Origin of the sequence: Butyrivibrio sp. MC2013 (assembly GCF_000424585.1) — a bacterium.
Taxonomy (GTDB): Bacteria; Bacillota; Clostridia; order Lachnospirales; family Lachnospiraceae; genus Butyrivibrio.
This window is the reverse complement of sequence record NZ_AUKE01000009.1, coordinates 90646-110668: the sequence shown is the minus strand read 5'-3', so window position 1 is coordinate 110668 and position 20023 is coordinate 90646. Positions and strand designations below refer to the sequence as shown.

19 protein-coding genes are annotated in these 20023 nt (G+C 46.4%); 1 reads left to right on the top strand and 18 read right to left on the bottom strand.

All coding sequences use genetic code 11. The features are described from left to right. Nucleotides 1–54 precede the first annotated feature (54 nt). From G636_RS0106945 to G636_RS20815, 5 genes are all read right to left on the bottom strand, one after another. Nucleotides 55–540, bottom strand: coding sequence for a hypothetical protein (locus G636_RS0106945; RefSeq protein WP_026507454.1), 486 nt, complete (start codon nt 538–540; stop codon nt 55–57). A gap of 67 nt (nt 541–607) precedes the next feature. After that, nucleotides 608–1690, bottom strand: coding sequence for a tRNA 2-thiouridine(34) synthase MnmA (gene mnmA, locus G636_RS0106940; RefSeq protein ID WP_026507453.1), 1083 nt, complete (start codon nt 1688–1690; stop codon nt 608–610). Between the two features lie 3 nt (nt 1691–1693). Then, nucleotides 1694–2395, bottom strand: coding sequence for a pseudaminic acid cytidylyltransferase (gene pseF / locus G636_RS17660; protein WP_035779075.1), 702 nt, complete (start codon nt 2393–2395; stop codon nt 1694–1696). A gap of 80 nt (nt 2396–2475) precedes the next feature. Continuing rightward, nucleotides 2476–2808, bottom strand: a complete 333-nt coding sequence (locus G636_RS0106930; protein WP_026507452.1) for a helix-turn-helix domain-containing protein — start codon at nt 2806–2808, stop codon at nt 2476–2478. Nucleotides 2809–2950: 142 nt separating this feature from the next. Then, nucleotides 2951–3151: a hypothetical protein gene (locus tag G636_RS20815; RefSeq protein ID WP_242826933.1), complete on the bottom strand. Its 201-nt coding sequence runs from the start codon at nt 3149–3151 to the stop codon at nt 2951–2953. A 290-nt stretch (nt 3152–3441) separates the two neighbouring features. Here G636_RS20815 and G636_RS0106920 point away from each other — a divergent pair, with 290 nt between their 5' ends. Then, complete coding sequence (locus G636_RS0106920) at nt 3442–4326, top strand: metallophosphoesterase (protein ID WP_026507451.1); 885 nt, start codon at nt 3442–3444, stop codon at nt 4324–4326. A 627-nt stretch (nt 4327–4953) separates the two neighbouring features. Here G636_RS0106920 and hslO read toward each other — a convergent pair. The 13 genes from hslO to G636_RS17630 all read right to left on the bottom strand — a co-directional run bounded on the left by hslO (nt 4954) and on the right by G636_RS17630 (nt 19785). Then, a complete protein-coding gene (hslO, locus tag G636_RS0106915) occupies nt 4954–5841 on the bottom strand; it encodes an Hsp33 family molecular chaperone HslO (RefSeq protein WP_026507450.1) in 888 nt (295 codons plus the stop codon). Between the two features lie 276 nt (nt 5842–6117). Further along, nucleotides 6118–7173 (bottom strand): LCP family protein, encoded by a 1056-nt coding sequence (locus G636_RS0106910; RefSeq protein ID WP_051226658.1) that lies wholly within the window; start codon nt 7171–7173, stop codon nt 6118–6120. Between the two features lie 351 nt (nt 7174–7524). Continuing rightward, nucleotides 7525–8160, bottom strand: coding sequence for a hypothetical protein (locus G636_RS0106905; RefSeq protein WP_026507448.1), 636 nt, complete (start codon nt 8158–8160; stop codon nt 7525–7527). A 47-nt stretch (nt 8161–8207) separates the two neighbouring features. Then, entirely contained in the window at nt 8208–9206 is a 999-nt protein-coding gene (locus G636_RS19445; protein WP_196803048.1) for a class B sortase, read from the bottom strand. Beyond that, nucleotides 9193–9915: a CpsD/CapB family tyrosine-protein kinase gene (locus tag G636_RS0106895; protein ID WP_026507447.1), complete on the bottom strand. Its 723-nt coding sequence runs from the start codon at nt 9913–9915 to the stop codon at nt 9193–9195. Before G636_RS0106895 ends, G636_RS19445 begins: the two co-directional genes overlap by 14 nt. 9 nt (nt 9916–9924) lie before the next feature. Continuing rightward, nucleotides 9925–10869 carry a YveK family protein gene (locus tag G636_RS17645; protein WP_051226654.1) on the bottom strand — a complete coding sequence of 315 codons (945 nt, stop codon included), beginning with the start codon at nt 10867–10869 and terminating at the stop codon, nt 9925–9927. Between the two features lie 18 nt (nt 10870–10887). Further along, on the bottom strand, nt 10888–11622 hold the full coding sequence (locus G636_RS0106885) for a CpsB/CapC family capsule biosynthesis tyrosine phosphatase (RefSeq protein WP_026507446.1): 735 nt from the start codon (nt 11620–11622) through the stop codon (nt 10888–10890). Between the two features lie 180 nt (nt 11623–11802). Next, nucleotides 11803–12996 (bottom strand): FprA family A-type flavoprotein, encoded by a 1194-nt coding sequence (locus G636_RS0106880; RefSeq protein ID WP_026507445.1) that lies wholly within the window; start codon nt 12994–12996, stop codon nt 11803–11805. Between the two features lie 40 nt (nt 12997–13036). Then, a complete protein-coding gene (locus G636_RS17640; protein ID WP_081668304.1) occupies nt 13037–14554 on the bottom strand; it encodes an LCP family protein in 1518 nt (505 codons plus the stop codon). A gap of 24 nt (nt 14555–14578) precedes the next feature. After that, nucleotides 14579–15967, bottom strand: a complete 1389-nt coding sequence (gene larC, locus G636_RS17635) for a nickel pincer cofactor biosynthesis protein LarC (RefSeq protein WP_081668303.1) — start codon at nt 15965–15967, stop codon at nt 14579–14581. 72 nt (nt 15968–16039) lie between these two features. Next, nucleotides 16040–16543, bottom strand: coding sequence for a transcription elongation factor GreA (greA, locus tag G636_RS0106865; RefSeq protein ID WP_026507444.1), 504 nt, complete (start codon nt 16541–16543; stop codon nt 16040–16042). Nucleotides 16544–16608: 65 nt separating this feature from the next. Continuing rightward, nucleotides 16609–17547, bottom strand: a complete 939-nt coding sequence (gene fba / locus G636_RS0106860; protein ID WP_026507443.1) for a class II fructose-1,6-bisphosphate aldolase — start codon at nt 17545–17547, stop codon at nt 16609–16611. A 171-nt stretch (nt 17548–17718) separates the two neighbouring features. Further along, entirely contained in the window at nt 17719–19785 is a 2067-nt protein-coding gene (locus G636_RS17630) for a glycoside hydrolase family 13 protein (RefSeq protein WP_051226650.1), read from the bottom strand. Nucleotides 19786–20023 lie beyond the last annotated feature (238 nt).

Sequence of the window (20023 nt, the reverse complement as noted above, 5' to 3'; positions counted from 1 at the left end):
CTGATTTTTGGAATTTACACCAAAATCAGGACTTGACTGTCTCAACCACACAAATTAAGATACATCTGCTTTTCGGACGTACAAGTTTTCATTATCAACGAGAAGCATTGCCAGTTCAAGCACTTCACTACTCCCGCTATAAAAATCAACTGAAAATCCACCATTTATGCTCATTAAGCTTAATTTATCACTGTCTTTTATAAGGATTTGCAATGAAGAAACATCATAAATTATAGTATGTCTAATTATTTCATCTATTTCTGATAAAGGTTCATCTCTTAAATCCTTGTCCAAATAATCTTTATAAAATGTATCATCTTTTTTAGATGGTTCAACTATAAAGATTTTTGATGGATAATAATGAATCAATCTAATAACAATACTTGATATTTTTGCTGCAAAATCTTCTATATACGTTTTAAGAAGATAATCCTCCAACTCAAAAAATTGGCTCCCAGACATTTTTCGGGGTAGAAAATCCACGATATAGCAGGTACACTCTGACTGCAAAAAATCTATTATAGTCTTTAAATCTTCCACTAAAATCTCTCCTTTTCCCGAAAAATTAAGTATACCTTTAGCCTCATATTATATTTAATTAATATTATCAAATGAAAGTTATAGTACCGCCGCCTATTACCAGGTCGCCGTCATATATTACAGCTGCCTGGCCTGTGGTCACGGCGCGGAGAGGTTCATCCATAGTCACTGTTACGCTTCCGTCTTCCATTACGGTAAATTCTGCCGGTTCTTCCTTTTGGCGGTATCTGGCCTTGCAGGAAGCACGGAAGCTCTCGCCTGCCTTTGGCTCCGGCCTCATCCAGAACATATCCCTTATTTTAAACTCTCTGCTAAAGAGGTCCTTTGAAGGTCCCACTGTTACTCTGTTGGTCTCCATATCCTTGGAAAGTACATATACAGACTCAGGCACAGCAAGGCCAAGGCCCCTTCTCTGACCTATGGTATAGTGCTCTGCGCCCTTGTGCATGCCAAGGACCTTGCCTTCCTTATCCACTATCTCGCCGGGCCTGCTCTCCCTATTGGTAGTCCTGTTGATAAAAGCGGCATAATCTCCATCAGGAACAAAGCATATATCCTCACTATCATGCTTTGTAGCATTGACAAAGCCCTGCTCCATGGCGATCTTTCTCACTTCAGTGCTCTTGATAAGGCCTCCTAAAGGAAGAAGGAGCATGGACAATGTATCCTGGGTAACGGGATAGAGGACATAGCTCTGATCCCGACTGTCGTCAACAGCCTTTTGCAGATACCATCTGCCGTCTTTATATACCTTGCGGGCATAGTGACCTGTAGCTAGGTAGTCATAGCCGTTATCTATTGCCCACTGTTTAAAGATCCCGAATTTGATCCTGCGGTTACAGTCTATACAGGGATTAGGTGTATTACCCCTTAGATATTCCGCAGTAAATCTGTCCATGACTTCCTGCCTGAACTCGGTCATGAAATTGATGACTCTAAAGTCCACGTCCGCCCTGGCAGCAGCCTGCGCTGCATCCTCCACGTCATTGATACCGCAGCAGGTATTCTGCTCTTCCATGCCTATACCTGTATAGTCATAGAGGCGCATGGTGCAGCCTGTAACATCATAGCCCTCCTCCTTAAGGAGAAAAGCCGCTACGGAGGAATCTACTCCTCCGCTCATTCCTACTAATACTTTCTTTTTACTCATATATTATTTCACCGATCCAAACTTCTGATACTTGATAAATCTCTGATACTTAAGCTCTGCTATCTCCCAATCGGACATATTGTCAATGTCCTGTACCTCAGTCTCCGGCACGATTATGGGCACATAGCTGCTGCCGTTCCATTTGATGCAGTCATATAGTCTATAGAAATAGAACTGTCCTGCGTCATGATAGATAGGCTCCAGATCCTGGGATCTGGTGGTAGCATACTCCGGATGCTGATAATATATCCTGCCATCTCTAAGGACATATCCCCTCTGAGGCGGATATGAGAACTGGACCACAGGCATTACGCTGTCCGCCTTATTGGCAATCATCTCCAGCATGGCCTTCTTTAATTTATCCGCAGTCACAAAAGGAGCTGTGGGATAGATGCAGCACATAAAGTCAAACTTTTTGCCCAGGCTCTTGTAATTGAGGAGCACTTCATTTAACACTTCAGCAGTAGTAGCATAATCGCTGCTGGTCTTTTCAGATCTCAAAAAAGGCACAGAAGCACCTGCCATCTTGGCAATATCTGCTATCTCCTTGCTGTCGGTAGACACCATTACTTCGTCAAATACACCTGACTCCAGGGCCGCCTCGATACTGTAATTGATAATAGGCTTACCAAGAAATGATCTGATATTCTTATGTGGTATACGCTTGGATCCCCCTCTGGCAGTAATGATAGCAATAGCTGACATATGCTCCTCCTTTTAGTAACCAATCTGCTATTATTCCCTTACACCCAATGCAATGGAATACTAGTCCTATATTTTTAATTTTACTTTGCCATTACGTTTGTCACAAAAGGAAACTTAATAATAAGTTCCTTATCCATCTCAATCATACTGAGAAGTCTGCTTGCAGCTCCTGATGGATGATTAGTTCCGGCTTCCCACGCCTCAACAGTCTTATCAGATACGCCCATATAGCTTGCAAAAATCTTCTGTGACATGCCAGTTGAATTTCTGATTTTCTTGACCTCATCAGCCTCAAAGACCTTTACTGGCTCAACTGTAACCTTATGTCTCTTAAGTATTGGCTTCTCGCTCTGAGCATCAGCCAACGCTTCGTTTAATCCTACCATCAGGCTTTCATATACACTGTTGCCCATATCATTCACCTCCAAGACTATTCTTAAGTGCTTCAATCGCTTTTTTGATGTTGTTACGCTCTTCTTTGGAAAGATTAGCTTTTTCATTCTTACCATAAACTGTAATCAAATACACTGTCTCAGCAAAAACAAAATCAACATATCAAACTCTAGCTCCGCCGCTCTTCCCTTTATTTTCTAATGCCACTCTTGCCTTACGTAGCCCTCCCGTGCCTTGCATTACTGGGTACTTATCTGGATGCTTCATTATATCAAGTTCCAATAATCGTAGATCTTTATCATCAAAACCTAATCTATCCCAATTACGCGAGAACTCCGCTGTCTGAATAAATGTTCTTGTCATACTTTCTCCTTCTACCTTAAATATACTCCCTATTCAATAGGGTGTCAAACGCATCCTCATGCCTCTTAGCACTTCACAACATTGTTCGTATCTGCGAGTCTGATTAGCATCCTTTCTTGATCAATTATTATTTCAGCAAAGATGGATCGATATATATTATAGTATTATATGGCCTACTCACTGTTTATAAGTAGTGGCAAACGGACAGTAACAGTGATCGACGCATTATTATATATTGCTATAATCACACTATAATAGACTAATTTTTGATCATATGGAGAATAAAAAACATGGCTTTATACGCTTTAAGTGACCTGCATCTGTCATATGCAGAGGATGCCAGGGATATGACTATATATAGTCCCATTTGGAAAGAGCATGAAGAGAAGATAAAGAGAAACTGGCTCTCTACTGTCACAGAGGATGACACCATCGTCCTTGGCGGGGATCTGTCCTGGGGTAAGAGCCTTGAAGATTGCAGGCAGGATTTTGAATTTGTACTGGGACTCCCGGGACGCAAGATCATGCTCCGCGGCAATCATGACAGATTCTGGAGATCCAATTATACAGAGAGACTGAATAAGGAATTTGAAGGCAGGCTCTTGTTTCTGCAGGATAACTTTTACAGCTACAAAGGCTATGCCCTGGTAGGCAGTAAGGGCTACTGCTTTGAGAATCTGGATCCCTTCGATCATTTCAGGAGGATCCAAAAAAGAGAAGTAAAGAGACTGAAGAAATCCTTTGAAGAGGCAGCTGCTGCAGGCTTTGACAAATACATCGTATTTCTCCACTATCCTCCAACCTCCTGCATATGGCCCCCCACCCATGAGCTCTGCGAAGCTCTAGGCTATAGCCCCGCTCAGGAAGAACTCATAAAAGAAAAAAACAGGGACATACTAAGGGCTCACGGATATGTGGACATAGGCAGGAATCTTGTGATCAATCTCAAAAACCTCAGCCAAAAAGAACTCCTCGCCATAAAGGACTGCACCGAATACCTCTCAAGCCCCATAACCGACCTGATCTCCAAGTACAAGGCAGAGCAGGTTATCTACGGTCACTCCCACGGCAAAGAGCACTTTGACGACTCCATCCTTGGAGAGCATCACGGCAGTCTCTACAGACTTTCTTCCGGCGACTACGTAGACTTCGCCCCAATCAAGATCCTTGATTAAGGCAGTGCCATCCCCCTCGCCCACTGCATGCCGGCAGCAAAGTCCGCCCCGCTGTATCACCTCAAAGCATTATAGCCCCGGGGGATACTGATAAACATATGCTGCACTTCAGAAACTCACTGGTCTGCCAAGAATCAGATACCCATTCATCGGCAGATCTTTACACTTAGCTCGCTAGTTTTTCTTAAGGAGAAAGATCGCTTTCTCGCATGGGCCGAATACCTGTCTGAGCATGACGCTCACAGTATTCTAACTGTCATGGTCATACGGTGCGAAGCACCTGCACCAAAAAAGCATTGAAAACCAAGCTGTTCCAGTTTGATTTTCAATGCTTTTTTTGGTGCTATCGCCCGATTCTCGGGCTATGACCATGACCTATTCAAATTACAAGGAGCGTCATGTGAGTTTATTTGGCCCATGCGTTTTTTAGAAAGCGATCTCGACTTTAGAAAAACAAGAGCGTGTGTCGATCTGCCGATGAATGGGTTCTGATACTAGAGCAGACCTGTTCAAACAGTCTTCGTGCAGCATATATCAGCATCCCCCGGGGCTATAATTTCGCTGAAAACAGCGGGGCGGACTTTGCTGCCGGCCTGATAGGGCGAGGGTGCTTGACAGAGCGTCTCCTTATTTGGATTTCTCGCGCATGGCCTTGATCTCGTCAAGGCTGAAGCGGTAGCTCTCGTTGCAGAAGCGGCACTTGGTCTCGATCCCTTCGCCCTGGGTTATGATATCGTCAAGTTCCTTGCGGCCCAGGAGGATGAGACCTCTTTCCATTCTTTCCTTGGAGCAGTTGCAGTACCAGTTTACATCCTTCTTGTCAGTAAAGTTGATGTCAAAGCCTTCCAAAACGATCCTCAATAGATCCTCAGGGCTCTTACCTTCCCTTAATACGTCCGTAACCGAGCTGAACTTTTTCAGGTTAGCCTCAAGCTTATCTATGACATCATCTGCTGCAAAGGGAAGGAGCTGGATGATAAAGCCGCCGGCTTCCCTTACAGTATTATTCTCAGGATTCATAAGAACGCCCAGTCCCACTGAGGAGGGAGTCTGCTCAGACTGAGCATAGTAATAGGTGATATCCTCGGCGATCTCTCCTGTCTGGAGGGGTACCTGGCCCACATAAGGATCCTTTAGACCCATATCCTTGATAACTGTTAATGAGCCCTTGCCAATAGCGCCGCCTACATTCAGATGGCCCTGCTCATTGGGCGGCATGATCACCAGCTCATTTGTGGCATAGCCTTTGACATTACCCTTGCAATCAGCAGTTGCAAGGAGTCCGCCCATGGGGCCGTCGCCCTCTATCCTCACAGTGAGAAGGTCATCTTCATTGTCAGTCATGGCAGCCATCATAAGAGAAGCACTCATGAGTCTTCCCAGTGCCGCTGTTACTATAGGGCTGCTGCCGTGAGCCTTTCTTGCTTCTTCTGTGAGATCCCTGCTGGTGATGGCAAAGGCCCTGATCTGATCTCCTGCTGCTGTTGCCCTTACCATATAATCCTTATATTCCATTTCTCTAACCTGCTTTCATAAATATTTGCATATATTCATATGTATCAAAAATATACTTACCAGCTTATGATATGACGTAAGGGTCAAAAGTCATTTCGATTCGAGCTTGCTCGAAATCGAATATGAATTTATGACCCACAAAACATGAGCAAAGTAGCACGTAGTGCGGATTTGCGAATGTTTTAGGATTGTGAGAGTTTCGAAGAAACGGAACAATCCGTTAGTCATAAGGTGTCAAAAGGAACTTTTGACACCTACCTCATGATATACCAACTATCAATTACCGTATTCTTCGGCAGGCAGCTCTGTATAGAACACCGATACTATAAGATCTGCGAGAGCATCCTCATCATGGTAGAATTCCTCAAAGCCCGAATCGCCCATGGTGGCTACGCCCTTGATAGTCATTATGCCCTCCGTATCAAAGCTGTAATCCTTGCTATTATCAGCCAGATAGACCATCTCATCAAGAGTCAGATCTGTTACGGTATACTCTGCCAGATCCCTGTATATCCTGGGCACTGTAGAGATATCCTTTTTTATGGATTCTCTAAGTATTGGGATAAGCGTCTGAAGGAACTGCTTTTGCCTCTCCATACGGCCTGCTGCCGAATTAAAGACCTCTGTATCCCTGTACTTGGTATACCAAAAGGCGCTGGCTCCTGTAAGGACTACATCCTGTCCCCTGGTCAGCCCTTCAAATGAGCCCATAGGCGGGATATCTTCAAGCACTGTGACAGGTACTCCTCCCACAGCCCTGCTAAGAGGTACCATGCCGCCCATATTGACAGATATGTAGCCTGCCAGAGGCAGATTGTGAAAGAGCCTTCTAACTGCTGCTGCCTGTCTCTCGCAGGACAGGACCATGCCGTCGCCGTATCCGTGCTGGATACAGAGCTGGCCATTGCCTGTATACTCATATTCCCCGGCTTCATTATATACATCAATATCGGTCATGATATTTCTGTTAATAGCGATCAGGGATATCTTCTCCAGGTCAGGGTCCAGGACCATGAGAAATAGGGCATCTGCCTGGCCTCCGCTGGTATAATCCTCAGCCTGAGATACAGGCATGGGGTCATCTATACCCATTACCAAAAAAGTGAGCAGGTCTTTGTTATACTCATATACCCGTCCGTTTCTCAGGATCTGTCCGGGGCGGAGCCTTATCTCTTCTTCCTGATCATCTGACTGATCACTAAGAGACGCGGTATCTAAGTCTTCTGAGTAGTTGGCCGCATAGAGGCTGTCTCTTCCTCTTCCTGACAATATCCTCCAGGATACCATGATCCCTAGGGCAGATATGATGAGGAATATGCCTGTAAAAGCCAAAACTCTTTTGATTATACTATAAATAATTTTACTGTGAGATTCTTTTTTGAATCGCGAATGATCGTCGTGTATCCTCTGACTATCACTGTAATGAGAACTGCGATGAGATGAACGATGAGATGAACTCCTATCTGAGCGCGAAGGCCTGTCCTCATGGGAAGACATAAGTCCCTCAAAAGGATTCAGACTAAACCTATGAACTTTATGCACTCTCCCATACCTGTCAACCCTGAAGGCAGGCGGTCTTCTTCTCCTTGCTCGTCCCACAGCCCCTCGTCCTGTCTTATGTTATAAGAGGGATGCCGCCACAAAGACGACATCCCTTACCAATAGTTCAAGTTATTTAATTAGTTATTTGCAGATAACAAAGTTGCCAAGGTACTCTGTAGATACTACAAGTCTTCCTCCGGATACCCTGCCGCTGAGCTTGGCAATCTTGCCGGTCCTGGTCCTGACATATACATAGAGAGTCTGTCCTTCGTATGCATTGCCTACGCCAAAGGTATAAGTTACCTTGGAGGGCATGAACTCCAGTGATACGCCTCTGGAATATCCTCTGATCAGGAAGGCGCCTGTAATAGCCGTCCTGCCATCTGTGGTAACTGCTGAAAACGTTGCATCTACGCCGCCTGAATTGCCTGCTACAGCATATCCGCTGGTACCTGTCTGGGGAAGCGCTGCTCCGCCCTGATCGATAGCTACGCTGATGGAACTGCCGTTACTGGTGGGAACAGCCGCTCTTGCCGCAGATGTACTGCCTGCTGCAAACATTGCCACACCGCCGGATACAACAGCTGAAGTAGGTGTGGGTCCCTGGGGATGAGGTGCCGGAGCCGAAGGCGGATTCACATAGATGATCTGTGTATTGCTGCTTGGTTTAGGCTTATTGTTCTTTGACGTAGGGCTTTTTGCAGCCAAAGCGCTGCTGCCTATAAATAAGCTAAGAGCCATAGCCGCTGCGATCATTCTGACTAATCCCTTTTTCATTGCTCGTACCTCCTTGCGATTCTGAGCTCATCTCAGGACTACCTCATTTACTGATAGGTCCTGGATCCGGAAAATGTCGCCTGAACGAAGAACCTGTCCGTACTGTCAGTAAAAGGGCCGCCTGATAAGGTAAGTAGTCTCCAACCGTTGATGGCCGCCTCCTGAAGTGCGGGATCGGTTATAGCATCCAGGGAGTTATCATCGTATATACTATTTATATAGTCTGTAAATACATAGAAATCGAATCCGTTGACTTTAGTGAGGATATCGGTTTCCGAGCCGCTGTAAGCAGCGAAAATACAGAACTCGTATTCACCTAGTGGTGTATACACGTAGATATATCGGTTTTTTTCCAGAAAACTTAAGTCCTTATAGGCTTTAAGTGAAGCAAAAGGGCCTTTTTCTTTGCCACTATTATTTATATCGCATCCGTATATGATGGTATTGGGGTCATCAAAGCCAGACAGATTGCCTATGTCCAGGTGGAGCGCGCCGCACTTGGAGGATCCCCCGTCAGCTCCGTGCTTGTCATAATAGGTCTGGTCTCCTGATCTTTGGAAGACCGGCTGAGATATGTCAGTACCCGGGATCACTATCCATGCCACTATATCCGGATTGTCCTTTTCAAGGCTGTCCCAGTCAGGCTTTTCATCTCCCGGGCCGCTGCCCTGAAAGGGTATGTCCTTGCCGCTTATGGGGATCAGAGCTTCTCCTTCCTCCAGCTCCAGATCTCCCAGTATGGTCATATCCTGCTCGTAGGCTGACTCTCCCTGCTCGCCATTTTCGTTATAGAGATCTTCATCTTCAAGGTCTGATCCATTCTCCAAAGGATCCTTGGCTGTCATTTCTTCTTCAGCTGCTTCGCCGGTTCCCATATCTCCCTGGCCTATGCTATCAGCTGCATGCTCCTTGTAAATCTCATCACCGCTTTTAGTGCCCGGTCCCTCTGTCAGATCCTTGCTCTTCTTATTACCGGAGCAGGCTGATAAGAGAGCCGCTATCATTACTATGAGCAGCAGGCGGCTCCATGATCTATTCTTCATCATCTTCTTCTCCGTAATTGCCGTAATAGTTGCCATAGTATTTGCCGTAATACTTGCCGTAGTATTTGCCATAATATTTGCTGCTGCCTATCTCTACCATGTTCATGACGCAGCCCAGTACGTGACATTCAGCCTTGCGAAGCTGGCTCATGACATTCTGCACGAATCTGTAGGATATCCTGCCTGCTGCCACTACCATCACCACGCCGTCGCAGAGCTTGCCTGCCACAGCCGCATCTATGACAGACCCTAGAGGAGGAGTATCTATTATGATCATATCGTACACATCCCTTGCTTCCTCAAGGAGGCGCCTAAATATCATACTTGATAATAGCTCAGTGGGCATAGGCGTCGTAGGACCGGAAAAGATGATATAAAAACCCGGTTCATCGGTGATACACAGACAGTCATCAATAGAGCATCTGCCTACCAGGAAATTGGTCAGACCAAACCTGATCTTACCTGATCTGAAATGCTCTCTCATAACGGATTTTCTAAGGTCCGCATCTATGAGCAGTACCTTTTTGCCGGCCTGGGCAAAGCTCCTGGCCAGTTCAAATGCCACTTCAGACTTGCCTTCATTGGGTGTAGACGAAGTAATGGCAATGGTCTTCATATCCTTGCCGCTAAACTCTATATTGGATCTCAGAGTCTTGTAGGCTTCCTTGGTACGAAATTCCAGCTTGTCATTTTTGATGGCTATCTGCTGCATACGCTACCCTCACTTGCCCGCAGGCTTTCTGGTTGCCTGGCTCCTGGCCTGGGCATATCTGGCTTCTGCGACTTTGCTTGCCCTGCCCTTTGCTTCTGCTGCCTGGATTCCTGTGGCCTGGACGGGCGCAGGCATCACCTGAGGTATTACAGGCTCTTCTTCAGGCTCAGGGCTGCGACGAGGCTCCCTGGCCTTCTTTTTGCTGTTTCCAATATCTTCTACAACATTTTCATCAAAGGGAATAAGACCGAGAGCGGAGGTACCCAGATATTTCTCAATGTCCTCCTCGGTCTTGATGGTGTCATCAGACAGATAACTAAAGACAAATATACATGACATCAGGAAAAAGCCTGCCATGGCGCCAAGCAGTGCCCAGACTATGCAGTGGGGAGATGATTTCTCCAGGGGAAAATTGGCTTTTTCCGCAACATTGACAGCATCTATGGCCATAACCTTGGTGATATGTTCGGAGGCCACTTCTCTGATAGCATCTGCGATCAGCTGGGCGGTTGCAGGATCGGTATCTGTAACCGTGATAGCTACTATTCTGGTATCTGTGGGCGTGACCACGTCCACCTTGTCCAGAAACTCTTCATAGGAATAGAGCTTGTCCAGCTTCATATCCTTCATAACGGTCTCCAGCACATATCTGCCCGTTATAAGCTCTGCATAGTCCTTGGTGAGCTGGGATCCTACCTGGAGATCGGTATAGGTGGCAGAAGCGCTGTCCTTGGCTTCCTTGTCCAGCACATAGATCTTGGTGGTGGACTGGAATTTCTCCGGAAGGACATACTTACTAAAGGCATAGGACATACCGCCAAATATCGCTGCTACGATCAGTATGATCCATAGCCTGTGAAAGATGACTCCCAGTATCTCTCCCAGGTCTATCTCAATAGTCCCTTCATCCCTTTGTACTCTCTGCAGTGCCAGGTTCTCGTCAAAGCTGCTCATAGCTTTTCCCCTTCTAGCTTATTCTCCGCCGGTTAACGCATAGGTATTGTCATGAACTATCAAACGGGCATAATCTTCCCCGTATTTTTTTGCTATATAATTTACGCAGTCCCTGATATAGGGCGCTCTCTCACCTTCATCCCTGTGAGCATCGGTTCCCACAAAGGATATCTTCCTTTCTGACAGGAGTCTTCTGGTAAACCTTCCCATTTTGGAAAAGGGTCCAAGAAGAACATCTCCTGCATTGACCTGGAGCATGACTCCTTTGGAAAGAAGGTCATCTACTCTTATCAGCTCCTTTTGATAAAGGCAGATATATCTCTCGCAGTGAGCCAGTATGATCTTCCAGCCATCATAGGACAGACGCCTTACCGCTTCTGCTATATACGAATACTCATTGTCCGGTGCAAACTCTATGAGTATATGATCAGTCCCTGCCATGGACAGGGCCTGTCCCTTTTCAAGTCTGTCGGAAAGGCTCTGGTCATAATATAGCTCGCTCCCCGGATAGAGCTCTATATCTATGTTATTTTTGATACACTCTTCCTGCAGAGCGTCAGTTCTTCTGATTATTCCTTCGGGAGAAGCTGATTTAAGATAGATCTTGTTGTGGGGAGTCAGGATGATACGCCTGATCCCTTCATCACTTGCGATCCTTAGCATCTCAAGTGACATCTCCAGGCTCCTTGAACCATCGTCCACCCCCGCTATTATGTGGCTGTGCATGTCAGCAAATGTAAAGTCAATCGCCATAAATAGTCCCTGTATATATTAATATAGTATTGATATCGGACGTTTCGTCCGCTTTATTTACGTTATTTCGTTAATCTCTTTTTATATTATAACAGTTTCTTGCAAAAGTCCTATGACTTTTGCAAATGTACTTGCAATAGTCATAGGACTTTTTGTAAAGATCAGATCATAGATGTTTACTTACGCCCCTGCAACCTCTGCGGCGAAGGCTTTAACTGCAGCTTCATCTTCATCATGAAGGGCAGATGTGATAGTCAGGATATTGTCGCTGACAGTGCAGCCGGCAAGCGCGGTAAGCTTCTCAGCCATGAGCTTACCTGACATGGGAGCCCAGGTGCCGTTCTGTCCCAGGAAGAATTTCCTGTTCTTTAGTCCAAGGGCCGCCATATCCTCTATGAGATCCCTAACGGGAATATATATACCGCCATTGTATGTAGGTGATATTATCACTATACGTCTGCATCTCCAGGCTTCTCCTATGAGTACTGAGAGATGGGTACCGCTCACATCATATACAGACACTCTTGCACCTGTGGCTGCGATCTCCTCTGCCACCTTTCTGGCAGCTGATGCCGTATGACCGTAGAGAGATCCGTATACCAGGAGTATGTCATCTGTCTCTGCTTCATAAGAGGACCACTTCTGATACTTGTCTATAAACCAGGAGATGTCCTTTCTCCATACAGGACCATGGAGAGGACAGATATATTTGATATCAAGGCCTGCTGCCTTTTTGAGGACCAGCTGTACCTGACCGCCGAACTTGCCTACGATATTGGCATAATAGCGTCTGGCATCATCCAGAAATTCTTTTTCAAAATCATATTCGTCTGCAAAGAGGCCTGTCTCTATAGCTCCAAAGGTGCCAAAGGCATCAGCGGAAAAGAGCGCTCCGCTTTCCTTGTCATAGGCAAAGAGAACTTCGGGCCAGTGGACCATGGGAGCAGCCACAAATGAAAACTCATGATGACCTGTAGATAAGCTGTCGCCTTCTTTGACAATCTGCTTTTTCATATCATCCAGCTCAGGGAAGAACTGATGGAGAAACTTAAAGGCCTGGGCAGAACCTACCAGAGTCATATCAGGATACATTCCTGCTACTCTTGCTATCTGCGAGCAGTGATCGGGCTCCATATGGAGGATCACCTGATAATCAGGCGTTCTGTCTCCCAAAAGAGCCTGCAGATTCTCGATATACTGATCAGCAACACTTACATCAGCAGTATCAAAAAGGCATATCTTCTCATCGATTACGGCATAGCTGTTGTAGGATACTCCCCTGGGAATGGGAAAAATGTTCTCGAAGCGTGACAGGCGTGTGTCACTTGCTCCGATCCAAAAGATATCCTCTGTGACATTGCGGTAATTCTTCATGGATAGCTCCTTTCCTCTTGTGCTAGCTTATATGAGATTATTAAGGAACCACAGGCTCTGCAGGTGTCTGAGCCGCAGGGTCTACAGGCTGCGAGGTAGGATCTGCAGGCTGCTGCATAGCAGGATCTGCCCCTTGCCCTACAGGATCTGCTGCGGGCGCCTCAGTTACAGGTTCTACCGGAGGCTGCGGCTGTTCTATGGGCTGCTGCTCTTCTACAGCGGGCTGCTGACCCGGCAGCTCAGGATGCACCACGTTGCCGGTGGCGGGATCTGCCAGGGCTCCTGTTGCCAGTCCTGTTGCAGGATCTATTACCACTCCTGTATATGGATCGTACCACACGGTCTGTCCATTCAAGGGATCTATCATGGACCTGAGGCCTGCAGTAGCATCATTTTGCTCCTGACGGGAAGGAGACTGGCTCTGCACCTGGCTTCCCGAATTCGATGGCGTGATGTCGTAATTGCCGCTGGCTCTCCAGGCCACTATATTGCCTTCATCATCCAGCATAAATCCTGTATCATGTCCTATCCTCTCACTCAGCTCCATTACTTCATCCGAGGGAGTATAGTCATATTCTTCAAAGAGATATTCATGAAGCCATGCCACATTGGCTTCCAAAGTCACAGGCATTACGCAGGAGCCCTTCCTGCCTACAGTACCTGTTTTTCTCATCGTCTCTGTGGGAAATCCTCCCGAATCCACCAGTTCAAAGCCTGTAAGCCTTGCTACGTAAGAGAGGATCTCGGAATTGGTCAGAGATGTGTATATTTCATCAGTAACAGCGTTGACTATGGCATTGAGCTCAGCCAGAGAAGCATGTTTGGACAGTTCAAATACCTTTTCCAGTACCAGCCTCTGCCTCTCCGCACGCTTAAAGTCATCACCTGCTGTATATCTGATCCTGCAATAGGCTGTTGCCTGCAGTCCATTAAGATGCTGATAGCCGGACTGTGTCACTTCAATATATTCACGATCCTGCTGCTTTGCCATTATCTTCTGATAATCATTCAGATGCCTTACTTCCTCATCTGTCAGCTCCAGGTCTATGCCTCCCAGAGCATCAATGGTATCCACCAGTCCTGCAAAGCCTATGGTGACAAAATCCGTGATGTTAAGGTCCAGGTTCTTGTTGAGCATGTCTATAGCCTGCGCCGGTCCGCCCTGGGAATATGCGGAATTTGCCTTATTATAGCTATCATTTCCCAGGTTCAGATAAGTATCCCTGTATATAGATACCAGTCTCACCTCCGACGTATCGTTGTTAATGGAAGCTATAAGTATGGTATCCGACCTGGTATCAGACTTTAGCTGGCCTGTCCTGGTATCCACTCCAAAGAGAGCGATGTTGGTATAACCATGCATCTCGCCTGCCTCAGTACTCTCTTTGGCCTGACTAGAGATATTCTCTTCAAGCCTCTCTGCTGCGATATTTACCTTTTGGATCCTGTCAAGCTTGGACAATACAAAGAGTATACCGCCCTCTACAAGGAGTGCTAATATCTCCAGGATGATGATCACAGTCCTGATTGTCCTGCGCGTTTTGGTACTACTAAACATAAAAACTACTATTAACTCCTTAAATTACTTCTTATCCCGTGGCAGCCCCGGAGACAGCACCTGATAAGCACCTCTGTAGGAGGTACCGTTTTCCAGATTCCTGTATGCCTCCCTATAGGACTCGCCTGTTATGGCTGCCAGTCTGGCAGCGCTTTCATATTCGGGATAATATCTGATCTCTCCATCAGGGAGAGTCACTTTCTTAACATGGAAGATACCCTGTTCAAATTCAATTGTGGTATCCTCTCTGGGCAGGACGCTGCGACTGCAGAGGATCCGGCGTATACCAATGGTAGTCGTGTCATGGAAGATGATATTCTCCATCTCCTCAAGCTTGTCCTGACTGCAGAGAACACACAGCTGATAAGCAGGGCGGTTCTTCTTCATATATATCGGAATATAGTACACATCCTTTGCCCCTGCTTCAAGAAGCCTGTCCATCACAAGGCCCAGCTCTTCTCCGGTGGAATCATCGATCCCAGTCTCCAGCTTAAATATTATATCCGAGCTGTCAGATTTGATATGGTCATTATATATAAATGTTTCTTCGGAAAAAAGAGACAAAGCAGCATCATTGTCCCTAAGAGGAGCATTGACGCTCTTTCTGCCGGGCTTTGGCAGCTCCCCAATGATCATGGCTCTCAGGATACTGGGTCTCTCATATGTTCTCTTACCTGCGCCCATGCCCACCTTTTCTATGATGAATCTGTCAGGGAGTCTGTCAGATGTTCGAAGCGCCGCAACAGCAGCTGCTCCCGTAGGCGTGACAAATTCGCCAAAAGAGTCTGTAATCTCCAGGGCAATAGATGCAGCAGCGCATATATTGCTGACTGCCGGCACAGGTATGGGAAGTATACCATGAGCGCATCTCACAGTCCCCTTGCCCTCTGATAGAGATGTCACTATGAGCTCTCTGATATCCAGCGCGTCCATGCAGTAGCCTATAGCAGCCACATCTATTATGGAATCAATAGCGCCCACTTCATGGAAGTGGACCTCATCTTTTGGAATACCGTGTGCCTTGCTCTCTGCAACTGCCAGTACGTCAAATATCCTGCGGGAATATTCAAGAGCTGCAGGAGACAGATCAGATGAAGATAAGAGATCCATGATCTCCCTGAGCCCTCTGTGCTCATGGTGGTGGTGATGCTCATGACTATGCTCATGATCTCCGTGAAGATAATCCATATCATGGTCATGGCCATCATGCTCTTTGTCCAGTATCACATCAAAGTCGCAGCAATCAAGGCCCGCTTTCTCTACCCTGCTGATCTTAATGTCATAGCCCTCAGCCGGTATGGATTTAAGCGCGGTGATCAGCCCTTTAGGCTCCACACCCAGATCTATAAGAGCTGCCACGAGCATATCTCCGCTGATACCGCTGTTGCATTCAAGGTAAAGCTTTTTAGCCATATAGGTCCTCTCTTCCGGGCTTTGCCGGCCATCTTTGCAGCATATTTACATTGCCTAAAGGGTCTGATAGCTTTAGAAATCTCTTAGAGTATCATCATCCGATAAACCGGAATTCTCAATTTTCTTTATAATAACATCATAACTGTAATCCTTGGAAATCTCTATGGTAACTTTATCTCCTACCTTATGGCCCATAAGAGCCTTACCCAGGGGAGACTCCACACTGATAGTACCCTTTAGGGAATCGGCCCTTATTGTGGTCACTATCTTATAGGTTTCCTCACAGTCATCCTCTTCTATATAAACAGTAACGGACTTGTTCATGCCCACCTGATCGTCAGCAGAATCATCATCCACAACTTTAGCAGTCTTGATCATTCTTTCCAGGAAACGGATCCTGGATTCATTCTGGTTTTTTGCCTTCTTGGCAGCATAGTATTCAAAATTTTCAGAGAGATCTCCCTGAGCCCTGGCTTCCTTAACATCCTCCAACAGCTCTTTTCTGACCACAATACGCCTGTGATCGATCTCTGCCTGCATGTCTTCTATATCCTTACGTGTAAGTTCGTTATGCATATGAATATTCCTTTATGATAAAAGCCCCGCAGGTATCAACCTGCGGGGCACTGATGATCTGCAGATCAGATTGTACCGTCAGAACCAAGAACCTCTTTGATCTTGTGCTCAACGATAGCCTTAACATACTTACGGCCATCGCCAAGATACTGACGAGGATCGAAATGATCAGGGCTTGCTGCGAAGTGCTCGCGGATACCTGCTGTCATTCCAAGACGAAGATCGGAGTCGATGTTGATCTTGCAGACAGCGCCTCTTGCAGCTTCACGCAGCTGGTCTTCAGGAATACCGATAGCATCCTTAAGAGCTCCACCGTGCTCGTTGATGATCTTAACATATTCCTGAGGAACAGATGAAGATCCGTGAAGAACGATAGGGAAGCCGGGAAGTCTTCTGGAAACCTCTTCAAGGATGTCCAGACGAAGCTTGGGATCTGTGCCGGGCTTGAACTTGTAAGCGCCGTGGCTGGTTCCGATAGCGATAGCCAGGGAATCAACGCCTGTCTTGTTAACGAATTCTTCAACCTGATCAGGATCTGTGAACATAGCTGCATCAGCATCAACTGATACTGCATCTTCGATACCTGCCAGAGTACCAAGCTCAGCCTCTACTACAACGCCGTGCTCGTGAGCATACTCTGCAACCTTGCGGGACTCTTCAATGTTCTCTTCGAAAGAGTGTGAAGAATAGTCAATCATAACGGAAGTAAAGCCGTTGTCGATACAATCCTTACATGTAGCGAAATCTGCGCCATGATCCAGATGCAGAACGATCGGAACTTCAGGATGAAGCTCATTAGCAGCTTCTACCAGCTTTACAAGATATACTGAATTAGCGTACTTTCTGGCTCCCTGAGAAGCCTGGAGGATTACAGGGCTCTTCAGCTCAGCTGCAGCATCTGTAATAGCCTGTACGATTTCCATGTTGTTGATGTTGAAAGCACCGATAGCGTATCCGCCTGAATATGCTTTCTTAAACAGTTCTGTAGATGTAACAAGTGCCATTGTCATACCACCTTTCTTTTGCATGTCGACTGGAATGGCACCCGCTCAGGGCACATCCGTCGCACAACTTAATAAAGCCAACAAAAAAATTATAACCCGAATTAATTCAGTGGGCAAGAGGCTAGAGCTTATCTCTTACTGTTCATAGGCGCTGCACCTGAACTCTATGACTTATCTCCCGTGTCCGATAGCTTTCTCATATCTGTAGACAAAGCCTGAGTACGGCGGCAGTCTGAAGGATGTAGTGCCTTCTCCCGCCAGTATCCTGTCAGGGCTGGTATTGTAACCTTCCTTGCCTGTCTCTATGACCTTTATGAGTGTATGGCCGCTTCCTATCTCGCAGGCTCTAAGGTCCAGATCCAGGAGTCTGGTGCGTCCTGTATTGTTGATCAGTACTACAGATGCAGCTCCAGGCAAAAATCTTCCATAGGTCAGGATACCCTTTTCCATACTGCCCAGCCTTACCAAGGCCCCTGTTCTCAGCTCCGGAGCATGCTTTCTCATCTGTATGATCTCCTTGTGAAAGGCTATCATATTCTGATCTTCACTGCCCCAGGGATAGGTCCTTCTGTTGTCAGGATCCGTATAACCTGTAAGTCCCGCTTCATCTCCGTAATAGATAGCAGGTGCACCGGGCCATGTCATAAGGAGAAGTGCTCCTTCCATGAATACGGCAGGTTCTGTGTCCTTATCCGCTCCTTCAGAGCCTTCCGCATCCGTTGCCCTTCCCGGCCTCATATTGGTCCTGGTCATAAATCTTGAATGGTCGTGATTAGAGAGCTGGTTCATGGCAGTCTGCATGGACTGACAGCTAAAATTCTCACCCATGGCCTCTTTCATGGAAGACCAGAATAGCTCTGTATTGCAGAGCCTGTCTTTCTTAAAATGGTCTGAGTGCCTGTCTTCACCTGTAAGAAACCAGCTCACAGGATCCATGAACCCGTCATAGTTCATCACAGAATCCCACTCATTACCCATAAGCCATTCCCTGGAGGATCCATAATTTTCAGCTATTATCACCGCCGAGGGATTGGCCTCTTTGACTGCAGATCTAAAGCGCCTCCAGAAATAATGGTTAAAATCCGCGCTGTGACCCAGGTCAGCAGCAACGTCCAGTCTCCAGCCGTCAGCATTATAAGGAGGAGATACCCATTTTCTGCCTATCCTGAGGATGTATTCCTGCAGAGCCCTGGCTCCTTCATAATTGAGCTTGGGCAGGGTCTTGTAATCCCACCAGCCTTCATAGCTATCATTATCAGGCCAGTGGTCCTCCTCAAATTTAAAGAAGGCCTGGTATGGAGATGTCTTGTCGTGATATGCTCCATTACCATATATCTGCTCTGTATCCAGCCACTTATTAAAGCTGCCGCAGTGGTTAAATACTCCGTCCAGGATCACCCTGATCCCTCTCTTATGAGCTTCCTCTACCAGCTGCGCAAAGAGGCGGTCGCTGGCTTCGAGATTGGCAAGGTCCGTGGTACGCCTGATATAGCGCTCTGCGCTCCTGTTGTCCTTGTCAGCCTTTTTGACCAATTCTCCGCCATCATTTATGATCACACCAAAATGAGGATCTATATGGTCATAATCCTGAGTATCGTACTTGTGACTGGAGGGAGATACAAAGAGAGGATTAAAGTATATTACTTCTATACCCAGGTCTGAGAGATAATCCAGCTTAGACATTACGCCCTTTAGGTCTCCGCCGTAGATATGGCGAAAATCAGACCTTGGGTCGGGGAGCTTGTGCCAATCGCTGACCTTCTTGACCAGCTTGCCCTCGTACAGATACTCACCGCTTACTACATCATTGGACTTGTCCCCATTGCAAAAGCGGTCCGTAAAGATCTGATAGATCACGGCGCCTCTTGCCCAGCCGGGCACACGAAAGCCCGGTATGATCCTGAAAAGCGTGTGTGAATCTGCCTTAGGCTTATCCTTCACAACTCCTCTCACATCATAATAGAGAGTCTTGCCGCCTTCCGGCTTAACGGCGAAATAATAAGAACAGGGATCGTCGGAGAGCTCAATCTCTGCTTCATAGAAATCGCAATATTGCGGATAATCAGAAAGAGATACCTTCTGCATAAAGATCTCTTCGCCCTCACAGCAAAGAGTTACAGACCTAACCTGACAAGTCCCGGTCCGAAATCTGATAGTGACACTCTGCCATGGTTCAGGCTCAACCGAGCTAAGGTAGCCTGAAACAACGTCGTGAAAAAGAAGTCCTTCTTCAAACATTATGTCCCTTCCCCTTTATCTGTATACTGATTGTATTCTTTGCCCTGTAATAATAATAACATATTTAGAGATAGCAAAAAAGACAGCTTTAGGGGGAGCTGTCTTTTTCAGAGAAGGTATTTCTTATGGGGTATAGCAAAAACTATATAAATATTGGGGGGTTACGCATATTATAATAGCAAGCTCGCCCCATTGGGACAATTCTCACTTTCAACAAAATATACAAAACAGATCACTG

What these genes read in the sequence shown, in the direction of transcription:
- G636_RS17645 (WP_051226654.1), bottom strand. Translation starts at nt 10,869, where the DNA reads ATGAGCAGCTTTGACGAGAACCTGGCACTGCAGAGAGTACAAAGGGAT.
- G636_RS0106930 (WP_026507452.1), bottom strand. Translation starts at nt 2,808, where the DNA reads ATGGGCAACAGTGTATATGAAAGCCTGATGGTAGGATTAAACGAAGCG.
- mnmA (WP_026507453.1), bottom strand. Translation starts at nt 1,690, where the DNA reads ATGAGTAAAAAGAAAGTATTAGTAGGAATGAGCGGAGGAGTAGATTCC.
- pseF (WP_035779075.1), bottom strand. Translation starts at nt 2,395, where the DNA reads ATGTCAGCTATTGCTATCATTACTGCCAGAGGGGGATCCAAGCGTATA.
- G636_RS0106895 (WP_026507447.1), bottom strand. Translation starts at nt 9,915, where the DNA reads ATGCAGCAGATAGCCATCAAAAATGACAAGCTGGAATTTCGTACCAAG.
- G636_RS0106905 (WP_026507448.1), bottom strand. Translation starts at nt 8,160, where the DNA reads ATGAAAAAGGGATTAGTCAGAATGATCGCAGCGGCTATGGCTCTTAGC.
- G636_RS0106880 (WP_026507445.1), bottom strand. Translation starts at nt 12,996, where the DNA reads ATGAAGAATTACCGCAATGTCACAGAGGATATCTTTTGGATCGGAGCA.
- fba (WP_026507443.1), bottom strand. Translation starts at nt 17,547, where the DNA reads ATGGCACTTGTTACATCTACAGAACTGTTTAAGAAAGCATATTCAGGC.
- G636_RS17630 (WP_051226650.1), bottom strand. Translation starts at nt 19,785, where the DNA reads ATGTTTGAAGAAGGACTTCTTTTTCACGACGTTGTTTCAGGCTACCTT.
- G636_RS0106920 (WP_026507451.1), top strand. Translation starts at nt 3,442, where the DNA reads ATGGCTTTATACGCTTTAAGTGACCTGCATCTGTCATATGCAGAGGAT.
- hslO (WP_026507450.1), bottom strand. Translation starts at nt 5,841, where the DNA reads ATGGAATATAAGGATTATATGGTAAGGGCAACAGCAGCAGGAGATCAG.
- G636_RS19445 (WP_196803048.1), bottom strand. Translation starts at nt 9,206, where the DNA reads ATGATGAAGAATAGATCATGGAGCCGCCTGCTGCTCATAGTAATGATA.
- larC (WP_081668303.1), bottom strand. Translation starts at nt 15,967, where the DNA reads ATGGCTAAAAAGCTTTACCTTGAATGCAACAGCGGTATCAGCGGAGAT.
- G636_RS20815 (WP_242826933.1), bottom strand. Translation starts at nt 3,151, where the DNA reads ATGACAAGAACATTTATTCAGACAGCGGAGTTCTCGCGTAATTGGGAT.
- G636_RS0106885 (WP_026507446.1), bottom strand. Translation starts at nt 11,622, where the DNA reads ATGGCGATTGACTTTACATTTGCTGACATGCACAGCCACATAATAGCG.
- greA (WP_026507444.1), bottom strand. Translation starts at nt 16,543, where the DNA reads ATGCATAACGAACTTACACGTAAGGATATAGAAGACATGCAGGCAGAG.
- G636_RS17640 (WP_081668304.1), bottom strand. Translation starts at nt 14,554, where the DNA reads ATGTTTAGTAGTACCAAAACGCGCAGGACAATCAGGACTGTGATCATC.